Below are 16,732 nucleotides of genomic sequence, written 5' to 3' on the forward strand. Positions count from 1 at the left end.
TCTCAGGCAGTCGAAACCTGCGTTTGCGACACAGCAAATGGATGCTGCCGCGATGCCCAGGCATAACGCACAGCACCTGCAGGAATCGCAAGCAATAACATTATTGCTTTCGTCCCGGCGCTTGTTCCAAACAAGGATTCCGTCATGGAGAAAAGGCCCGTTCCGACGATGGTCAACAAACCGCACAGCGCGTAATAGTGCTGTTCGCCAATATTCTGGCGATCCATTTTCGTCGCGAAGAATCGCCAGGCCATGAACCAGAAAAGAAATACCGCCATCGCTGCAGGCAAGCCGCCCAATGCCAGACGCGTTATCACCTCATTATGCAGATTGGCAAAGCGGATAAAACTGTTTGGCATCTCTGCATCCAGAACAGCGTCTTCCCGCTGATCTTCGTAAGAAGAATACCCGATCCCGGTAAAAGGATGTTCCTTGAACCGCTCTATCCCCCAATGCCACATGGACAATCGCAATCCGGTAGACGTATTGCGTGCAGCCGGATCGGTTGGGTTCGCCAGATATGCATGAACCTGCTCGGTTGCCTGCTCGATACGGCCGGCAATACGATCCGACAACGCCATCACGCTAACAATTGCGGCGAGCAGCACAATCAACGTCATGCCGCGCATACGTTTGCTTAAATGATTGTTGAACCAAATGCATAGTAGAACGAGGAAGGGAATCGCCAGCCATCCTCCCCTCGTTCCCGACAGCACAGATGCGGCCAGCCCGCAGCCGAATCCGGCGAGGCCAAGAGCAACTCGAGGCCAGGGACTTGAATCGTCGTGCGAGACGATCGATGCGCCCGCCAGACAGAAAAAAGCCAACAGCAAGGAAAAATTACCGAACGGAACCGCATTCCATCGATGCGCCAAGCCAAACACGCGCGGATTTCCAAGATATACGACTTCATACAGTGCAATGCAAAGTGCGATCAGCGTCGCCGCACATGCCCCCCAGAACAGGACATTGCGGCGCAGTCCATACCTTCCGATCACCAAATAGATGAAAAAGCCTGCAACCAAATGGTTGGGGCGCGCCAAGGCTTTCAAATCCCATCCCATGAATGGCATGTTGAACAGTATGGATACGGGAAGAATCAGACAAACCGCCAGGAAAAACCGGTCTGCCGGCAGAAATATCCTGTACTTGATCGCGATGTAGACGCCCCAGATGATGATTGGCGCACTGATCCAGCCGGTTGTACGAGGAAACACGACCAGGATCGGCAAGATCGTCAGCGCCCATATATTAAGCAATGCCTGCTCTCGGCTGCACGATTGGCAAGAGAAACTGCGATTCATCTCAGTTCCACCCCGCACGCAAGAAATGTCTTCGTCATATCGTCTTTTTCTTTTGGGGATTTGAAACGGATACGCTCCCATCCGAATCCGATTACCTTGGTCGATGCGGGATAAATCTGGCGCGCAAACAGCAGCGTGGTTGAGCGAACTCCCAGAACCAGATCATAGGGTGTCGAAGCCAGATAGGATTCGAGCGCTCCCGATGGTTCAATCAGACGATAGTCCGGATGTTTCAGACCGAAGCCATCGTCTTTGGGGTGTGCCTTGTAATCCACGTCCGTTATGCCTTGCGCCACCAGATAATCGTGGATTTCTATCGTCGTCCTGGCTGCATCGGCCTCATTCATGTGCCCCTTGTCGACGAGTGGCTGACCGACAACCAAGGCGCGTCTGGCGCGCGCATCCCGGGAAACCGGGACATCAACATCACGTACATCAATCAACGGTGGCAAGACAACCGTCTTGCTCGCCGGATATTCATTCGGCAAACCTGGCAGAACATAGATGCGATCGACAAAATCGGCATCCGAACCGATGCGATCACCCTTGAACCGGCTATAAACCAGCTCTGGGGCGGCAAGCCGACGCAAGCCGCGCACGCGTTGCGCAATGCGCTTATGCAGATTGAGCGGATAGCGTCGCGTGCTGATCAGCCCGTCCGGCAAAATACGCGCATGCATGGATCGCGCGCCGGACATGGCCGGCAACGCACGCAGGAAGTAATTGATCGATTCGGTATCGAAGACAGCGCTATGCAGAATCAGATTGTCGCAGCGGCCGACAAGAGCCGCGACCATGCGGATATTGGCACGCAGCTGGCGCAGCCGGCCGAACGGGCCAGGCATCGGCTCCCAACGCGGCCACGGCATGTACGTACAGGCATCCCATTCATCCGGAACGACGACAGATTTCAGGCCGGGCTTGTACCAGACCAAAACCTGCCGCGCTCCCTTTTCAATCTGCCGGGCGATGCAGCGTGCCGCCAGATATTGCAGTGGCGATGCGACAAAATAAACGCAGACAGTGCCGGAATCGGGCATAAAAAGCACAAGAAGAGGTGGGGAAACGCGAGATGTCGTGCGGACTGTGGCGTACTACTCCAGAACGCGCTGGATCGAATAATCGGTCAGCATGCGTTCTCTGTGCCACTCATCCGCCATAGGTACGGTGGCAAATTCATGGAAGCAAGGCGTGCCTAACGTGTAATGCAGCAGCTTGGCATCCTCATTGGCACCGAACTCATCCGGTAACCAGTTCCACTCGATCGGCAGCGAACCGATCAACTCATCGTCGAGCCAGGTAAAGCGATGCAATTGCGCTCCCGTTGCGCCCTGGACGAAATCTGCCGTCAATGCCTGGTTGGCCGGATGTTCGCAATTCCAGAGCACCACGCTCGACCAGTTCTTGCGTGGATAATTTTCGTTCTTCGAACCCAGGTATTTTTCCGTCATACGTGTTTTGTAATCATGCTTGACGACCATTACCGCCTTCGACGGATCACGCAATGCCCACAATTTGGAAATATCGTCACGAAGCAGCATGTCGCCATCCATGAAAATGGCCCAGCCACGATAATTCGTCAGGTACGGCACCAAAAAACGACTATAGATGAAATGATTGCTGCCGTCGGTATGCTTTTCCACATAGAAGCCGAGATTGCGCAAGGCCAGCGGATGAATGGCGACTGGCTGCGATGCACGTCGAATGATGCTGTTGGTGCATACGTGGTACGCGATTGCTTCGCGCGGATCGTATCCAATGAATATTGGAATCATTCCATGTCCTTATTCTAAAAATCTTCTGCAGCACCTCGCGCGCCACATACTTGTTCCGCACATCGGCGAAAGCACCATATCGTAGCCAGCGTATTGAATCCAAGGCCGGCGATATCCGTTTTCATGTTCGCCCATATCCCGCCATGCCGAAATGGCAACATCGCATTTCTGCGAAGAAGCGCCATGCAGGAATCGAACCCGTGATTTTAAACGGTTTTGCCTTGAAACCAGGCAAGCCGCCTCTTTTCTGTACCATGAAAAAACCCGCACAACTCGCGCTGCGCGGGCAAACCCATTCACATGGGACAGGGAAGGAGACAAAAATCGGATCAATATCCCGGCGGATAGCCGTAGCCCGGGCCCGGCGGGGGCGGGTAGGACGGCGAATATTGGGGATTTTGATATTGCGGGCTCTGATAGGTCGGCGCCGCGAAACGGCCTTGCACCGGAATATGGTTGCCCTTCGCATACATGCATTGCTGGTAGGCATAGTCGTAGTGCCGCTGCGTCGCATAGCCGGAAGCGCCGGCCGCGTTAGCGCCGGCGGCACTACCAGTCAGCAAACCGACGCCGGCACCGACACCGGCGCCACGGCTGCCGCCGATGGCAGCACCTGCCAATGCGCCGACTGCCGTACCGACCGCTGCACTGCGCACGCCGGAATCGACGGAATTGGACGCCGCGGTTTCACCGCCCATCTGATATTGCGCGTACTGGCGGCAATCGACATCGTCGGCACGGAATTGATCGAAGCTCTTGCCGGTACCGGGCAGCACCAGCACGCTGGGACCGGTCGGCACCGTGGTACAGGCCGACAGCGCCAGCAGACTGGTGAGGGCAACGGCAGTCGTTTTCAACATGGGAGACATAGGATTCCTTCAAAGATGAATCATCGTTCCGACGGCGGATGCGGTGCGACGCGCTGCCAGCCGCCCGGACATTCCTTGACGTACGGATAGTAGCCGTCGGGTTTACGGCAGTAGAACCAGTCGTTGGTCGGCTGCTGTTCCGATTGTTGCTGCTGGCCCTGCTCGATATAAACCGGCGGCGCGGCCGGCGCGACGACGACAGGCGCTACCGGAGCATACGGATATAGATACGCCGGATAAGGCGGGTAGTAGTACGGCGACGGATAGCCCCAATAGCCCGGACCGCCGATCACCACGCCGACGCCGACACGACCGTGATAATGGTCGGCCCAGGCATTACTGCCGCCCAGCGCCGCAGCCAGCAGGCCCAGCGCCAATAGCGGTTTGGCAAATTTCATCGTGCAATCCTCCTCACAGTAGCAACGCAGCCGAACGCTCTACGTTGACCGCCACCTTGTCCGATCATGGATGGTCACGATCGTGCGGCGGCATGCCATCGTGCGGAAGAGGCGGACGATGATCGTCGCGTCCATCGTGTCCGTCCTGCGCATGGTACGGGCCGGAGCGATGCACGTGGGCAACCATTCTGTCGAATTTCTGCCGCTGCTCCGGCGTCAGTACGTCTTGCAGACGCGCGGTTGCATTAGCGATGTTCATCATCTTCGCCGCATGGGCCGCGGCAAAATCGGCACGGCGGCGCGCGATGCCGGCGGCATCGGTCGGCTGGTCGACGGGCTTGCCACCATGGCCCGCATTGCCGATCGGGCTTTCGATTGCATTCACGTATGCTTGCCAGGCTTCCTGCTGCGATGACTGAATACCAATATGTTCGGCCGCCTTTTCCAGCCGTTTCTTCATCCATTCCTGGCGATGTCGCGCCCAATCGCGCCCGGTCGTGTCCATCTTGTGCGTATCGTGCGGCGGAACCGGTGGCACAGCATCGGCTGCGCTTGCCGCGGTCTGCATGCTGCAGGTCAACGCGATACCGGCGGCAACTGTGGCAAACGCGGTGACAAATGCGGCAGCCAGCGGGTGATGCGATGTACGTTGTTGCATTGTTTTCATGGTGCATTCTGCGGTTCGTCAATGTGTAGTCATTAGACCGGCAGGATGTAAATGAAATATGACGAAGACCGTCTTTTTTGTTAATGCAACGTAAAAATTGGCGAGAATCCATATCGCCGCTCACCGTCGCATACGCCCGGACGCTATCCTTCCGTCTGGAACAAATGTCATGGAAAGCGCCAAGGGCCTTCGATGGAGAAGAAGATACTGGTGGTCGACGACGACCCCGAATTGCGCCAATTGCTGGATGAATACCTGAGCGGCTGGGGCTACAACGTGCTGCTGGCCAGCGACGGTGCGCAGATGCGCGAACAGCTCGCCAGCCAGCCGGTGGATCTGGTGATCCTGGACCTGATGCTGCCCGGTGAAGACGGCCTGTCGCTGTGCCGCAACCTGCGCGTGCAGTCGGAACTGCCGATCCTGATGCTGACGGCCAGCGGCGACGAGGTAAACCGCATTCTCGGTCTCGAAATGGGTGCCGACGATTACATCCACAAGCCATTCATTCCGCGCGAGCTGCTGGCGCGCGTCAAGAACATCCTGCGCCGTGCCGGCGAATCCGGCGGCCATGCGGCACCGGCTCGCACGCTGCACTTTGCCGGCTGGACGCTGGACCTGAATGCGCATCATCTGATCGATGCAAACAGCGTCGTCGTCTCGCTGTCGTCCGGCGAATTCCGCCTGCTGAAGGCGCTGGCCGATCATCCCGGCCATGTGCTGTCGCGCGACCAGTTGCTGGAAGTGTTCTCCAACCGCGAAGCCGCGCCGTTCGACCGCACGATCGACGTGATGATCAGCCGCCTGCGCCGCCGTCTTACCGACGATGGCGAAGAACCGCTGATCAAGACCGTACGCAACGAAGGCTACATGTTCAACGTCCTGGTCGAGCGCCGCACATGAAACTGCTGCCGCGTACGCTGTTCGGCCAGATCCTGCTGGCATTGCTGGTGGGGCTGATCGCCGTGCAGGCTGCCGGCTTCTGGCTGATGCTGGACGATCGCGTGCGCCTCGGCGAGCGACTGCGCGGCGCCTATACCGCACAGCGCGTCGCCGGCTTCATCTCGATCATCGATCATGCGCTGCCTGAAGATCGCGCACGCCTGCTGCGCGTGCTGAATATTCCGCCCACCTCGCTGACGCTGACAGAACCGTGGCACACGTCCGGCATCATTGCATCCGACGATGCCCAGGCCTTCATCGCGCATGTCGAAAACGAGCTCGACGACGACCTGCCGATCCAGGTGCTGGCCATCCATCATCACAATCGTCCGCCGGAACGCATGATCTTCGAGCCGCATGTGCTGCCTCCGCCGCCACCGCCGGGGGACGACAGCGACGGCTTCTTCGACCTGCATGCGGACTATGAAGGACCGCCCATCATCTTCCTGATCGGTCAGGTGAAACTGTCGGACGGCACCATCCTCACCTTCCGCCACATCCTGCCGCACACCAGCATGGACTGGCCGCTGCGACTGAGCGGGCTGCTGCTGGTGCTGGTGGCTTCCGTCTCGCTGCTGGCCGGCTGGGCCGTGCGGCGATTGACGCGGCCGCTCGCTTCGCTGGCCGATGCTGCATCAGGTCTCGCACGCGATCTCGAACAGCCGCCGTTGCCGGAAGCCGGTCCGCAGGAAGTCGCACGCGCCGCGCATGCCTTCAATGCCATGCAGCGCGATCTGAAGCGTCTGATCGACACGCGCTCGCAGGCGCTGGCCGCCGTCTCGCACGACCTGCGCCTGCCCATCACGCGGCTGCGGCTACGCATGGAAAAACTGGACGACGGCGAACTGAAATCGAAGATGGAACACGATCTGGCCGAAATGGATGCGATGATCGGCAATACGCTGGATTTCCTGCGCGCCGGCACCACACAGGAAAAAACCGTGCGCCTCGATCTGAACGCGCTGCTGGAAAGCGCGGTCGAAGACATGCGCGCAGTAGGCGCCCATGTCCGCCTGCATGGCCGTGCCGAAGCACCGGTGCCGGCGCGGCCGCAGGCGCTGCGCCGCTGCCTGGACAATCTGCTAGAAAATGCACGCCGCTACGGTAATGACGGTAATCGTGGAGGCGACAATGAAATCGACCTGACCGTCGCCGACGCCCGCGACAGTACCATGCTGGAAATCCGCATCGAGGATCGCGGCGCCGGCATGCCGGCCGACGAGATGGAACGCGTGTTCGAACCGTACGTGCGGCTGGAATCGTCGCGCGCGCGCCATACCGGCGGCAGCGGCCTGGGCCTGGCGATTGCGCGGGCAATCGCGCGTGCGCACGGCGGCGATCTCGTGCTGGCGGCGCGCGAAGGCGGCGGCCTGTCCGCCATCCTGACGCTGCCGAAGTAAGAGCAAAACAGCATACAAAGCAGCGGTATACATATAAATACACATAACTACATCAAGACGTCACACGTCTTGCCCATAGTTTTCCGATCGATCCAGCACCAATAAAAACCGATGAACGACCTGACCGTGCCCGACAACAAACCCGAACCCGATAACGGCAAACCGCGCCGCCGCTGGCTGCCCTGGCTCATCTGCCTCATCGTCCTGATCGCCGTCGTGCTCGGCATCCGCCACTTCGTCGCGCAGCGCAAGGCCGAAGCCAACAGTGCGGCAGGCGTGCAGTCGATGCGGCGCGGCGGTGCCGGCATGGCAAACCGGACCATGCCGGTGGTTGCCGCCACTGCCCGCAGCGGCGACATCAACGTCTACCTGAACGGCCTCGGCTCGGCCGTGCCGCTGAATGCCGTCACCGTGAAATCACAGGTCGGCGGACAACTGATGAAAGTGCTGTTTCGCGAAGGCCAGATCGTCAAGAAGGGCGATCTGCTGGCCGAAATCGATCCGCGTCCCTATCAGGTGGAATTGACGCAGGCGGAAGGCCAGATGGCACGCGACCAGGCGCTGCTGAAGAATGCGCAGATCGATCTGGAGCGCTACCGCACGCTGTTCAAGCAGGATTCGATCGCACGCCAGCAGCTCGATACGCAGGAATCGCTGGTACGCCAGTACCAGGGTGCGATCAAGGTCGACCAGGGCCAGATCGACGCCGCCAAACTGCAGCTGACCTACGCCCGCATCACCGCGCCGATCGGCGGCCGCGTCGGCCTGCGCCAGGTTGATCCGGGCAACATCGTTTCGACGTCGGATACCACGGGCATCGTCGTCATCACGCAGTTGCAGCCGATCAGCGTCGTCTTCACGATGCCGGAAGACAATATCCCTGCCGTCATGCGCCGCCTGCAGGCAGGCGAGAAACTGACCGTCGACGCCTACGATCGCGCGCAGTTGCACAAGCTGGCGAGCGGCACGCTGCTGACGATAGACAACCAGATCGATGCAACCACCGGCACCGTCAAGCTGAAGGCCCAGTTCGCCAATGAAGACTTCAGCCTGTTCGCCAACCAGTTCGTCAACACGCGGCTGCTGGTCGAGACCAAACGTGATGTCGTCATCGTGCCGTCGGCCGGCATCCAGCACGGCAGCAAGGGCGACTATGCCTATGTCATCAATGCCGACGGCACGGTATCGGTGCGCACGATCAAGACCGGCACCACGCAAGGCGACGACACCGAAATCGTTTCCGGCCTGAAGGCGGGCGAACGCATCGTCGTCGACGGCGCCGACAAGCTGCGAGAAGGTGCCAAGGTCGACGTGGCCCAGCAGGATGGTAAAACCACTGCACCGGCAGAACAGAACGACGCGCATCCGCGCCGCGGCAATCGCAACAAGGATGCCCATCCGGGCGCACCTGCCGCAGCACAGGCTGCGGCGGCGGAAGACCGCAAGGCGGCGGCTGCAGCCAAGGGCACCAATCCATGAGTCTGTCGCGCCCCTTCATCCTGCGGCCGGTTGCGACCTCGCTGCTGATGCTGGCGATTCTGCTGGTGGGTGTACTCGCCTACCGCATGCTGCCGCTGTCGGCACTGCCTGAAGTCGATTACCCGACGATCCAGGTCGTCACGCTGTATCCGGGCGCCAGTCCCGATGTGATGACGTCATCGGTGACGGCGCCGCTGGAACGCCAGTTTGGCCAGATGCCGGGGCTGAACCAGATGTCGTCCACCAGTTCCGGCGGCGCATCGGTCATCACGCTGCAGTTCAGCCTCGATCTCAGTCTCGACATCGCCGAGCAGGAAGTGCAGGCCGCGATCAACGCCGCCGGCAACCTGCTGCCGTCCGACCTGCCGGCGCCGCCGATCTACAGCAAGGTCAATCCGGCCGACACGCCGATCATGACGCTGGCGCTGACGTCGAAGACATTGCCGCTGCCGCAGGTGCAATCGCTGGCCGATACGCGGCTGGCGCAGAAGATTTCGCAGGTAACCGGCGTCGGCCTCGTCAGCCTGTCCGGCGGCCAGCGGCCCGCCGTGCGCATCCAGGCCAATCCAACCGCGCTGGCAGCCTACGGCCTGAACATCGAAGACATCCGCACCGCAATCGCCAGCGCCAACGTCAACCAGGCCAAGGGCAGTTTCGACGGACCGGCACGCGCCTACACGATCGATGCCAACGACCAGCTGCGCTCGGCTGCCGAATACAAGGCGATCATTGTCGCCTACAAAAACGGCGCGCCGATTCGCCTGACCGACGTTGCCAACATCGTCGACGATGCGGAAAACATCCGGCAGGCGGCATGGGTCAACGAGCAGCCGGCCATCATCCTGAACATCCAGCGCCAGCCGGGCGCGAACGTGATCCAGGTGGTCGATCAGGTCAAGAAACTGCTGCCGCAACTGCAGGCATCGCTGCCGTCTTCCGTCGAAGTGTCGCTGTTGAGCGACCGCACGACGACGATACGCGCCTCGGTTAACGACGTGCAGTTCGAGCTGGTGCTGGCCGTGGCACTGGTCGTGCTGGTGATCTTCCTGTTCCTGCGCAATATCCCCGCCACCATCATCCCCAGCGTGGCGGTGCCACTGTCGCTGATCGGTTCGTTCGGCGTCATGTATCTGGCCGGCTTCAGCCTGAACAACCTGTCGCTGATGGCGCTGACGATTTCCACCGGCTTCGTCGTCGACGATGCAATCGTGATGATCGAAAACATCGCGCGCTACATCGAGGAAGGCGAATCGCCGTTGAAGGCAGCATTGAAGGGCTCGGCGCAGATCGGCTTTACGATTCTGTCACTGACGATCTCGCTGATTGCAGTGCTGATTCCGCTGCTGTTCATGGGCGACGTCGTTGGCCGACTGTTCCGCGAATTCGCGATCACGCTGTCGGTCACCATCATCATTTCTGCCATCGTCTCGCTGACACTGACGCCGATGATGTGCGCCAAGCTGCTGCACCACGTGCCTGAAGAAAAGCAAAGCCGCTTCTATCACGCCTCCGGCGCCTTCTTCGATCGCACGATCGCGCAATACGGCAAATGGCTGACGTGGGTGCTGGAGCGCCAAACCGCGACCCTGATCGTCGCCATCGTCACGCTGCTACTGACTGTGCTGCTGTATGTCTTCATTCCGAAAGGCTTCTTCCCGATACAGGATACCGGCGTGATCCAGGGCATTTCGGAAGCGCCGCAATCGATCTCATTCCAGGCGATGTCCGAACGTCAACAGGCGCTGGCAAAGATCATCCTGCAGGATCCGGATGTCGAAAGCCTGTCGTCCTTCATCGGTGTCGACGGCACCAACACGACGATGAACAGCGGCCGCATCCAGATCAACCTGAAACCGTTCGAGGAACGCGACGCCAGCGCATCGGAGATCATCGACCGCCTGCAGAACAAGCTGGCCGATGTGCACGACATTTCGCTGTACATGCAGCCGGTGCAGGATCTGACGATCGAAACGCGCGTCTCGCGTACGCAATACCAGTTCACGCTGCAGGATGCCGATTCCAACGTGTTGAGCGCCTGGGTGCCGAAGCTGGTGGACAAACTGGCATCGCTGCCGCAGCTGCGTGACGTCGCCAGCGACCTGCAGGACAACGGCCTGCAGGCGGCGCTGCTGATCGACCGCGGCACCGCATCGCGCCTCGGCATCACGCCGGCCGCGATCGACAACACACTGTACAGCGCATTCGGCCAGCGCATCGTGTCGACCATCTTCACGCAGACCAACCAGTACCGCGTCGTGCTGGAAGTGAAGCCGGAATTCCGCAAGGGACTGGAAGCACTGGACCACATCTACGTCGCCACGTCGGACGGCCAGCAGATTCCGCTGTCGACGATCACGACACTGGTGCAGCGCTCGACGCCGCTGGTGATCAATCATGTCGGCCAGTTCCCGGCAGCGACGATTTCGTTCAACCTCGCGCCCGGCGCTTCGCTGGGTGACGCGGTCGATGCGATCGAACAGGCGAAGGATGAAATCGGCCTGCCGGCCAGCACGCAGATCACTTTCCAGGGCGCCGCGCTGGCGTTCAAGGCCTCGCTGTCGAACACGCTGCTGCTGATCCTGGCTGCCATCGTCACTGTCTACATCGTGCTTGGCGTGCTGTACGAAAGCTATATCCACCCGATCACGATTCTTTCTACCTTGCCGTCGGCCGGCATGGGCGCACTGCTGGCGTTGCTGATTGCGCGCAGCGATCTCGGCATCATCGCGGTGATCGGCATCATCCTGCTGATCGGCATCGTCAAGAAGAACGCGATCATGATGATCGACTTTGCGCTGGAAGCCGAACGCAAGGAAGGCATGTCGCCGCGCGACGCGATCTATCAGGCCTGCCTGCTGCGCTTCCGTCCGATCATGATGACGACGATGGCGGCGCTGCTGGGCGCATTGCCGCTGATGCTGGGCACCGGCGTCGGTTCCGAACTGCGCCGTCCGCTCGGCATCGCCATCGTCGGCGGCCTGATCGTCAGCCAGGTGCTGACGCTGTTCACAACGCCGGTGATCTATCTGGCATTCGACAGGCTGGCCGAGCGCTTCGGCGCCAAACGTTTGGCCGAAGACGATACGCGTAACGACACGCTTGACGATGCATCGGGCGAGGCAATGAATCCGCCATGAACCTGTCCGCCGCCTTCATCCACCGCGCCGTCGCCACCACGCTGCTGACGCTGGGCGTCGCGCTGGCCGGCATCGTGTCGTTCGGCCTGCTGCCGGTATCGCCGTTGCCGCAAGTGGATTTTCCGACCATCCTGGTTTCGGCTTCCTTGCCGGGCGCCAGTCCCGAGACGATGGCTTCCACCGTCGCCACGCCGCTGGAACGTTCGCTGGGCCGCATCGCCGGCATTACTGAAATGACGTCGAGCAGTTCGTCCGGCTCGGCCCGCATCATCCTGCAGTTCGATCTCGATCGCGATATCGACGGCGCCGCGCGCGACGTACAGGCCGCGATCAATGCCGCGCGCGCCGATCTGCCATCCACGCTGCGCAGCAATCCGACCTATCGCAAGGTCAATCCGGCCGATGCGCCGATCATGATCATCGCGCTGACGTCCGACACAATGACGCAGGGCCAGCTGTACGACGCCGCCTCCACCATCCTGCAGCAGAAGCTGTCGCAAGTGCAGGGCATCGGCCAAGTCAGCGTCGGCGGCAGTTCGCTGCCGGCAGTGCGCGTCGAACTCAATCCGATGGCATTGAACAAGTACGGCGTCGGCCTAGACGAAGTCCGCACTGCGCTGCAGGAGAGCAATGCCAACCGGCCGAAAGGCTATGTGGAAAGCGAGCAGCGTCAGTGGCAAGTCGCCACCGACGATCAGGCGAAGACTGCCGCCCAGTACCGGCCGCTGATCGTCACCTGGCGCAACGGCGCGCCGGTGCAATTGTCCAGCGTGGCCGAAGTCACCGATTCGGTGGAAGACTTGCGCAACGCCGGCATGGCCAACGGCAAGCGCTCGGTGCTGCTGATCATGAACCGCCAGCCGAACGCCAACATCATCGAAACCGTCGATCGCGTGCGCGCCTTGCTGCCCAACCTGCAGGCGTCGATCCCGGCCGCAATCGACATGGATGTCGTGCTGGACCAGACGACGACGATCCGCGCTTCGTTGCACGACGTCGAATTCACGCTGGTGATATCGATTGCGCTGGTGATCATGGTGGTCTTCCTGTTCTTGCGCAACGTACGTGCCAGCATCATCCCGAGCGTGGCGGTGCCGATCTCGCTGCTGGGTACCTTCGGCATCATGTATCTGCTCGGTTTCAGCCTGAACAACTTCTCGCTGATGGCGCTGACGATCTCGACCGGCTTCGTCGTCGACGATGCGATCGTCGTGCTGGAAAACGTGATGCGCCATATCGAGAAGGGCATGAAGCCGCTGCAAGCGGCGCTGCTCGGCGCGCGCGAAGTCGGCTTCACGGTGCTGTCGATGTCGATCTCGCTGGTTGCCGTGTTCATCCCGATGCTGCTGATGGGCGGACTGGTCGGCCGCTACTTCCACGAATTCGCGATCACGCTGTCGGCGGCGGTACTGGTCTCGCTGGTCGTGTCGCTGACAACCACGCCGATGATGTGCGCGCGCATCCTGCGGCGTGAGACGGTGGAACAGAAACGCAATCGCTGGTATCTGGCCGGCGAACGCGTATTCGACTGGATGATCCACCACTACGAACGCAGTCTCGACTGGGCGCTGCGCCATACGCGCATCATGATGCTGATCCTGGTGGCGGTGGTCGGCTTCAACTTCTATCTGTACGGTGTGGTTCCCAAGGGCTTTTTCCCACAACAGGACACCGGCCGCATCATGGGCTTCATCCAGGCCGATCAGGCGACTTCGTTCCAGGCGATGCAGCCGAAGCTGACGGCTTTCATCGACATCATCCGTGCCGATCCGGCCGTCGCCAGCGTGATCGGCTTTACCGGCGGCAGCCGGCGCAATAGCGGGCAGATGTTCATCACGCTGAAACCGCTGAACGAACGCAAGGTCAGCGCCGACGACGTCATCAACCGGCTGCGCGGCAAGCTGGCGCGCGTACCGGGCGCGACGCTGTTCATGCAGGCGGCGCAGGATATCCGCGTCGGCGGCCGCTCCAGCAATGCGCAATACCAGTACACGCTGCAGGCGGACGAATTGAACGCGCTCGATCTGTGGGGGCCGCGCGTGCTGGAAGCGTTGCGCACCGTGCCGCAGCTGCTGGACGTCAACACCTCGCAGCAGGATCGCGGCCTGCAGATCACGCTGAACGTCGATCGCGATACCGCGGCGCGCCTGGGCGTCACGCAAGCCGAAGTCGATGCGGTGCTGTACGACGCCTTCGGCCAGCGCCAGGCATCGGTCATCTATGCGCAGCGCAATCAATATCACGTGATCATGGAAGTCGCGCCGCAATACTGGCAGCGGCCGGAAATCCTGCGCGATCTCCACGTGCGCAACAGCGAAGGCACGATGGTGCCGCTGTCGGCATTCTCCAGTTTCGAGCCGACCTCGACCACGCTGTCGGTGGATCATCAGGGCCAGTTCGCGGCGACGACGATTTCGTTCAACCTCGCCCCCAACGTCACGCTCAGCGAAGCGGCCGAAGCAATCAACGCCAAGGTCGACACGCTGCACATGCCGAACACCGTGCACGGCAGCTTCCAGGGCACGGCCAAGGTGTTCCAGTCGTCGTTCTCCAGCCTGCCGTTCCTGCTGTTCGCTTCGCTGGCGACGATCTACATCGTGCTCGGCATGCTGTACGAAAGCTATGTGCATCCGATCACGATCCTGTCCACGCTGCCGTCGGCCGGTGTCGGTGCCATCCTTGCGCTGCTGCTGTTCCACATGGACCTGTCGATCATGGGCTTCATCGGCATCATCCTGCTGATCGGCATCGTCAAAAAGAACGCGATCATGATGATCGACTTCGCACTGGTCGCACAGCGCACCGAAAACCGCACGCCGCGCGATGCGATCCGGCAGGCCTGCGTGCTGCGCTTCCGTCCGATCATGATGACGACGGCCGCCGCGCTGCTGGGCGCGCTGCCGCTGATGCTGGGCACAGGAACCGGTTCCGAACTGCGTCGTCCGCTCGGCGTGACCATCGTCGGCGGCCTGGTTGTCAGCCAGATGCTGACGCTGTACACGACGCCGGTCGTCTATCTGTACATGGACCGCTTCAGCGCCTGGAGCCACCGCATGTGGTCGCGCTGGCGCCGCCGCCATCCGTCGCCGGACACAGCGGCAGACTCGGCAACCTGAATCGGCATGTAAACAGATACGAACCGAACGGAATATGAAATCGAGATATGAAATGAATGGAAGCACAATGAAGCCGCACCGCTATCGCATCAAGCCGTCGGCCGCCGCCGTCGCCTCGGCGCTGCTCTCAACGTTACTGTTGAGCGCCTGCGCAGTCGGCCCCGACTACGTGCGTCCCGAGGTTGCGCAGCCGGCCGCCTTCAAGGAAGCGAACGGCTGGAAGACCGCGCAACCGAACGATGCGGCGCTGCGCGGCAACTGGTGGGAAATCTTCGGCGATCCGCTGCTGAATACCCTGCAGGAACAGGTCAACACATCGAACCTGAGCCTGGCACAGGCCGAGGCCGCCTATCGTCAGGCGCAGGCACTGGTGCAATCGGCACGTTCCGAATACTTCCCGACCATCACCGGCGAATTCGATGTCACGCGTTCCAGCAGTGCAACCGTGCGCAACAATCAGGTAACCAACGCCACCACCAGCGGCAGCGGCGTACGCACCAACTACGGCGCATCGCTAGGCGCAAGCTGGGAAGTCGACCTGTGGGGCCGCGTGCGCCGCACGGTGGAAGCCAATACGAACAGTGCGCAAGCCAGCGCCGCCGATCTGGAAAACACGCGCCTCAGCATGCAGGCGCAGCTGGCGCAGAACTACTTCCAGCTGCGCGCGCTCGATTCGCAGAAGGCGTTGCTGGATCGCACGCTGGCAGATTACGAGCGTTCGCTGAAGCTGACGCAAAATCAGTACGCCGCCGGCGTGGCCGCGCGTGCCGATGTGGTGCGCGCGCAAACCCAGCTGAAAACCACGCAGACGCAGGCGCTGGACATCGGCGTGCAGCGCGCACAACTGGAACACGCGATCGCGCTGCTGGTCGGCAAGGCGCCGGCCGAATTCGATATAGCGCCGGCACCGCTGACCGCATCCGTACCTGACATCCCGCTGAGCGTGCCGTCCGCATTGCTGGAACGCCGGCCCGACATCGCTGCCGCCGAACGCCGACTGGCCGCTGCCAATGCCGAAATCGGCATCGCCAAATCCGCATGGTTTCCATCGCTGGGGCTGTCGGCCAACGTCGGCTACCAGAACGACAGCATGTCGCACCTGCTGACATTGCCGAACCGCTTCTGGTCGATCGGCCCGACGCTGGCGCAGACGCTGCTCGACTTCGGCGCGCGTCAGGCGCAGACCGATCAGGCGATCGCCGCCTACGACGAAAACGTCGCGCTGTACCGGCAGACCGTGCTGACCGGCTTCCAGGAAGTGGAAGACAATCTGGCCGCGTTGCGCATTCTCGAACAGGAAGCACAAACGCAAGGCGAGGGCGTGCAACTGGCACGCAAGTCGGTGGAAATCGCGACCAACCAGTACAAGTCCGGTCTCGTCAGCTATCTGGACGTGATCACCGCGCAGACGACCGCACTGGACAGCGAGATCAGCGCCGTCAACATCCTCAATCGGCGGCTTGCCGCCAGCGTGCTGCTGATCAAGGCATTGGGCGGCGGCTGGCATGCGGAAGCCTCAGACCAAACGAATCGCGATGGCAATCACGACGCCGACGTGGTGCCGCAAAACACCGACGGCGCATCACCAGGCTGATCGTAGAGAACATATCGCCTACGAAATCGGCCGGTGATGTTGGTCGCGGTGATG

The 16,732-nt window shown here is 61.0% G+C and carries 12 protein-coding genes; 6 read left to right on the top strand and 6 right to left on the bottom strand.

Going from position 1 to position 16,732, the window contains the following annotated elements:
• Nucleotides 1-2: 2 nt before the first annotated feature.
• The 6 genes from ACO1VH_RS12535 to ACO1VH_RS12560 all read right to left on the bottom strand — a co-directional run bounded on the left by ACO1VH_RS12535 (nt 3) and on the right by ACO1VH_RS12560 (nt 5,004).
• Complete coding sequence (locus tag ACO1VH_RS12535; RefSeq protein WP_486244814.1) at nt 3-1,304, bottom strand: O-antigen ligase family protein; 1,302 nt, start codon at nt 1,302-1,304, stop codon at nt 3-5.
• The gene (locus tag ACO1VH_RS12540) at nt 1,301-2,344 is read right to left on the bottom strand and encodes a polysialyltransferase family glycosyltransferase (protein ID WP_486244815.1); all 1,044 of its coding nucleotides are present in this window, start codon (nt 2,342-2,344) and stop codon (nt 1,301-1,303) included. Before ACO1VH_RS12540 ends, ACO1VH_RS12535 begins: the two co-directional genes overlap by 4 nt.
• Nucleotides 2,345-2,398: 54 nt before the next feature.
• Nucleotides 2,399-2,947: a glycosyltransferase gene (locus ACO1VH_RS12545; protein WP_486244816.1), complete on the bottom strand. Its 549-nt coding sequence runs from the start codon at nt 2,945-2,947 to the stop codon at nt 2,399-2,401.
• Nucleotides 2,948-3,408: 461 nt separating this feature from the next.
• On the bottom strand, nt 3,409-3,939 hold the full coding sequence (locus tag ACO1VH_RS12550; protein WP_486244817.1) for a YMGG-like glycine zipper-containing protein: 531 nt from the start codon (nt 3,937-3,939) through the stop codon (nt 3,409-3,411).
• A gap of 29 nt (nt 3,940-3,968) precedes the next feature.
• The gene (locus ACO1VH_RS12555) at nt 3,969-4,346 is read right to left on the bottom strand and encodes a hypothetical protein (protein ID WP_486244818.1); all 378 of its coding nucleotides are present in this window, start codon (nt 4,344-4,346) and stop codon (nt 3,969-3,971) included.
• 64 nt (nt 4,347-4,410) lie between these two features.
• Nucleotides 4,411-5,004 (bottom strand): Spy/CpxP family protein refolding chaperone, encoded by a 594-nt coding sequence (locus ACO1VH_RS12560; protein WP_486244819.1) that lies wholly within the window; start codon nt 5,002-5,004, stop codon nt 4,411-4,413.
• Between the two features lie 201 nt (nt 5,005-5,205).
• On the opposite strand from ACO1VH_RS12560, the gene ACO1VH_RS12565 reads away from it, so the two are divergent.
• From ACO1VH_RS12565 to ACO1VH_RS12590, 6 genes are all read left to right on the top strand, one after another.
• Nucleotides 5,206-5,913, top strand: coding sequence for a response regulator (locus ACO1VH_RS12565; RefSeq protein ID WP_486244820.1), 708 nt, complete (start codon nt 5,206-5,208; stop codon nt 5,911-5,913).
• The gene (locus tag ACO1VH_RS12570; protein WP_486244821.1) at nt 5,910-7,352 is read left to right on the top strand and encodes an ATP-binding protein; all 1,443 of its coding nucleotides are present in this window, start codon (nt 5,910-5,912) and stop codon (nt 7,350-7,352) included. Before ACO1VH_RS12565 ends, ACO1VH_RS12570 begins: the two co-directional genes overlap by 4 nt.
• Before the next feature lie 111 nt (nt 7,353-7,463).
• The gene (locus ACO1VH_RS12575; RefSeq protein ID WP_486244822.1) at nt 7,464-8,831 is read left to right on the top strand and encodes an MdtA/MuxA family multidrug efflux RND transporter periplasmic adaptor subunit; all 1,368 of its coding nucleotides are present in this window, start codon (nt 7,464-7,466) and stop codon (nt 8,829-8,831) included.
• Nucleotides 8,828-11,968 carry an MdtB/MuxB family multidrug efflux RND transporter permease subunit gene (locus ACO1VH_RS12580; protein WP_486244823.1) on the top strand — a complete coding sequence of 1,047 codons (3,141 nt, stop codon included), beginning with the start codon at nt 8,828-8,830 and terminating at the stop codon, nt 11,966-11,968. Before ACO1VH_RS12575 ends, ACO1VH_RS12580 begins: the two co-directional genes overlap by 4 nt.
• Nucleotides 11,965-15,084 carry a multidrug efflux RND transporter permease subunit gene (locus ACO1VH_RS12585; protein WP_486244824.1) on the top strand — a complete coding sequence of 1,040 codons (3,120 nt, stop codon included), beginning with the start codon at nt 11,965-11,967 and terminating at the stop codon, nt 15,082-15,084. The genes ACO1VH_RS12580 and ACO1VH_RS12585 overlap by 4 nt, the downstream gene beginning before the upstream one ends.
• Before the next feature lie 67 nt (nt 15,085-15,151).
• Complete coding sequence (locus tag ACO1VH_RS12590; protein ID WP_486244825.1) at nt 15,152-16,678, top strand: efflux transporter outer membrane subunit; 1,527 nt, start codon at nt 15,152-15,154, stop codon at nt 16,676-16,678.
• Nucleotides 16,679-16,732: the final 54 nt, after the last annotated feature.

Source organism: Oxalicibacterium sp., from assembly GCF_057353965.1.

Coding starts and splice junctions, on each gene's coding strand:
- ACO1VH_RS12535 (WP_486244814.1), bottom strand. CDS start 1,304: ATGAATCGCAGTTTCTCTTGCCAATCGTGCAGCCGAGAGCAGGCATTG.
- ACO1VH_RS12540 (WP_486244815.1), bottom strand. CDS start 2,344: ATGCCCGATTCCGGCACTGTCTGCGTTTATTTTGTCGCATCGCCACTG.
- ACO1VH_RS12550 (WP_486244817.1), bottom strand. CDS start 3,939: ATGTTGAAAACGACTGCCGTTGCCCTCACCAGTCTGCTGGCGCTGTCG.
- ACO1VH_RS12555 (WP_486244818.1), bottom strand. CDS start 4,346: ATGAAATTTGCCAAACCGCTATTGGCGCTGGGCCTGCTGGCTGCGGCG.
- ACO1VH_RS12560 (WP_486244819.1), bottom strand. CDS start 5,004: ATGCAACAACGTACATCGCATCACCCGCTGGCTGCCGCATTTGTCACC.
- ACO1VH_RS12565 (WP_486244820.1), top strand. CDS start 5,206: ATGGAGAAGAAGATACTGGTGGTCGACGACGACCCCGAATTGCGCCAA.
- ACO1VH_RS12570 (WP_486244821.1), top strand. CDS start 5,910: ATGAAACTGCTGCCGCGTACGCTGTTCGGCCAGATCCTGCTGGCATTG.
- ACO1VH_RS12575 (WP_486244822.1), top strand. CDS start 7,464: ATGAACGACCTGACCGTGCCCGACAACAAACCCGAACCCGATAACGGC.
- ACO1VH_RS12580 (WP_486244823.1), top strand. CDS start 8,828: ATGAGTCTGTCGCGCCCCTTCATCCTGCGGCCGGTTGCGACCTCGCTG.
- ACO1VH_RS12585 (WP_486244824.1), top strand. CDS start 11,965: ATGAACCTGTCCGCCGCCTTCATCCACCGCGCCGTCGCCACCACGCTG.
- ACO1VH_RS12590 (WP_486244825.1), top strand. CDS start 15,152: ATGAAGCCGCACCGCTATCGCATCAAGCCGTCGGCCGCCGCCGTCGCC.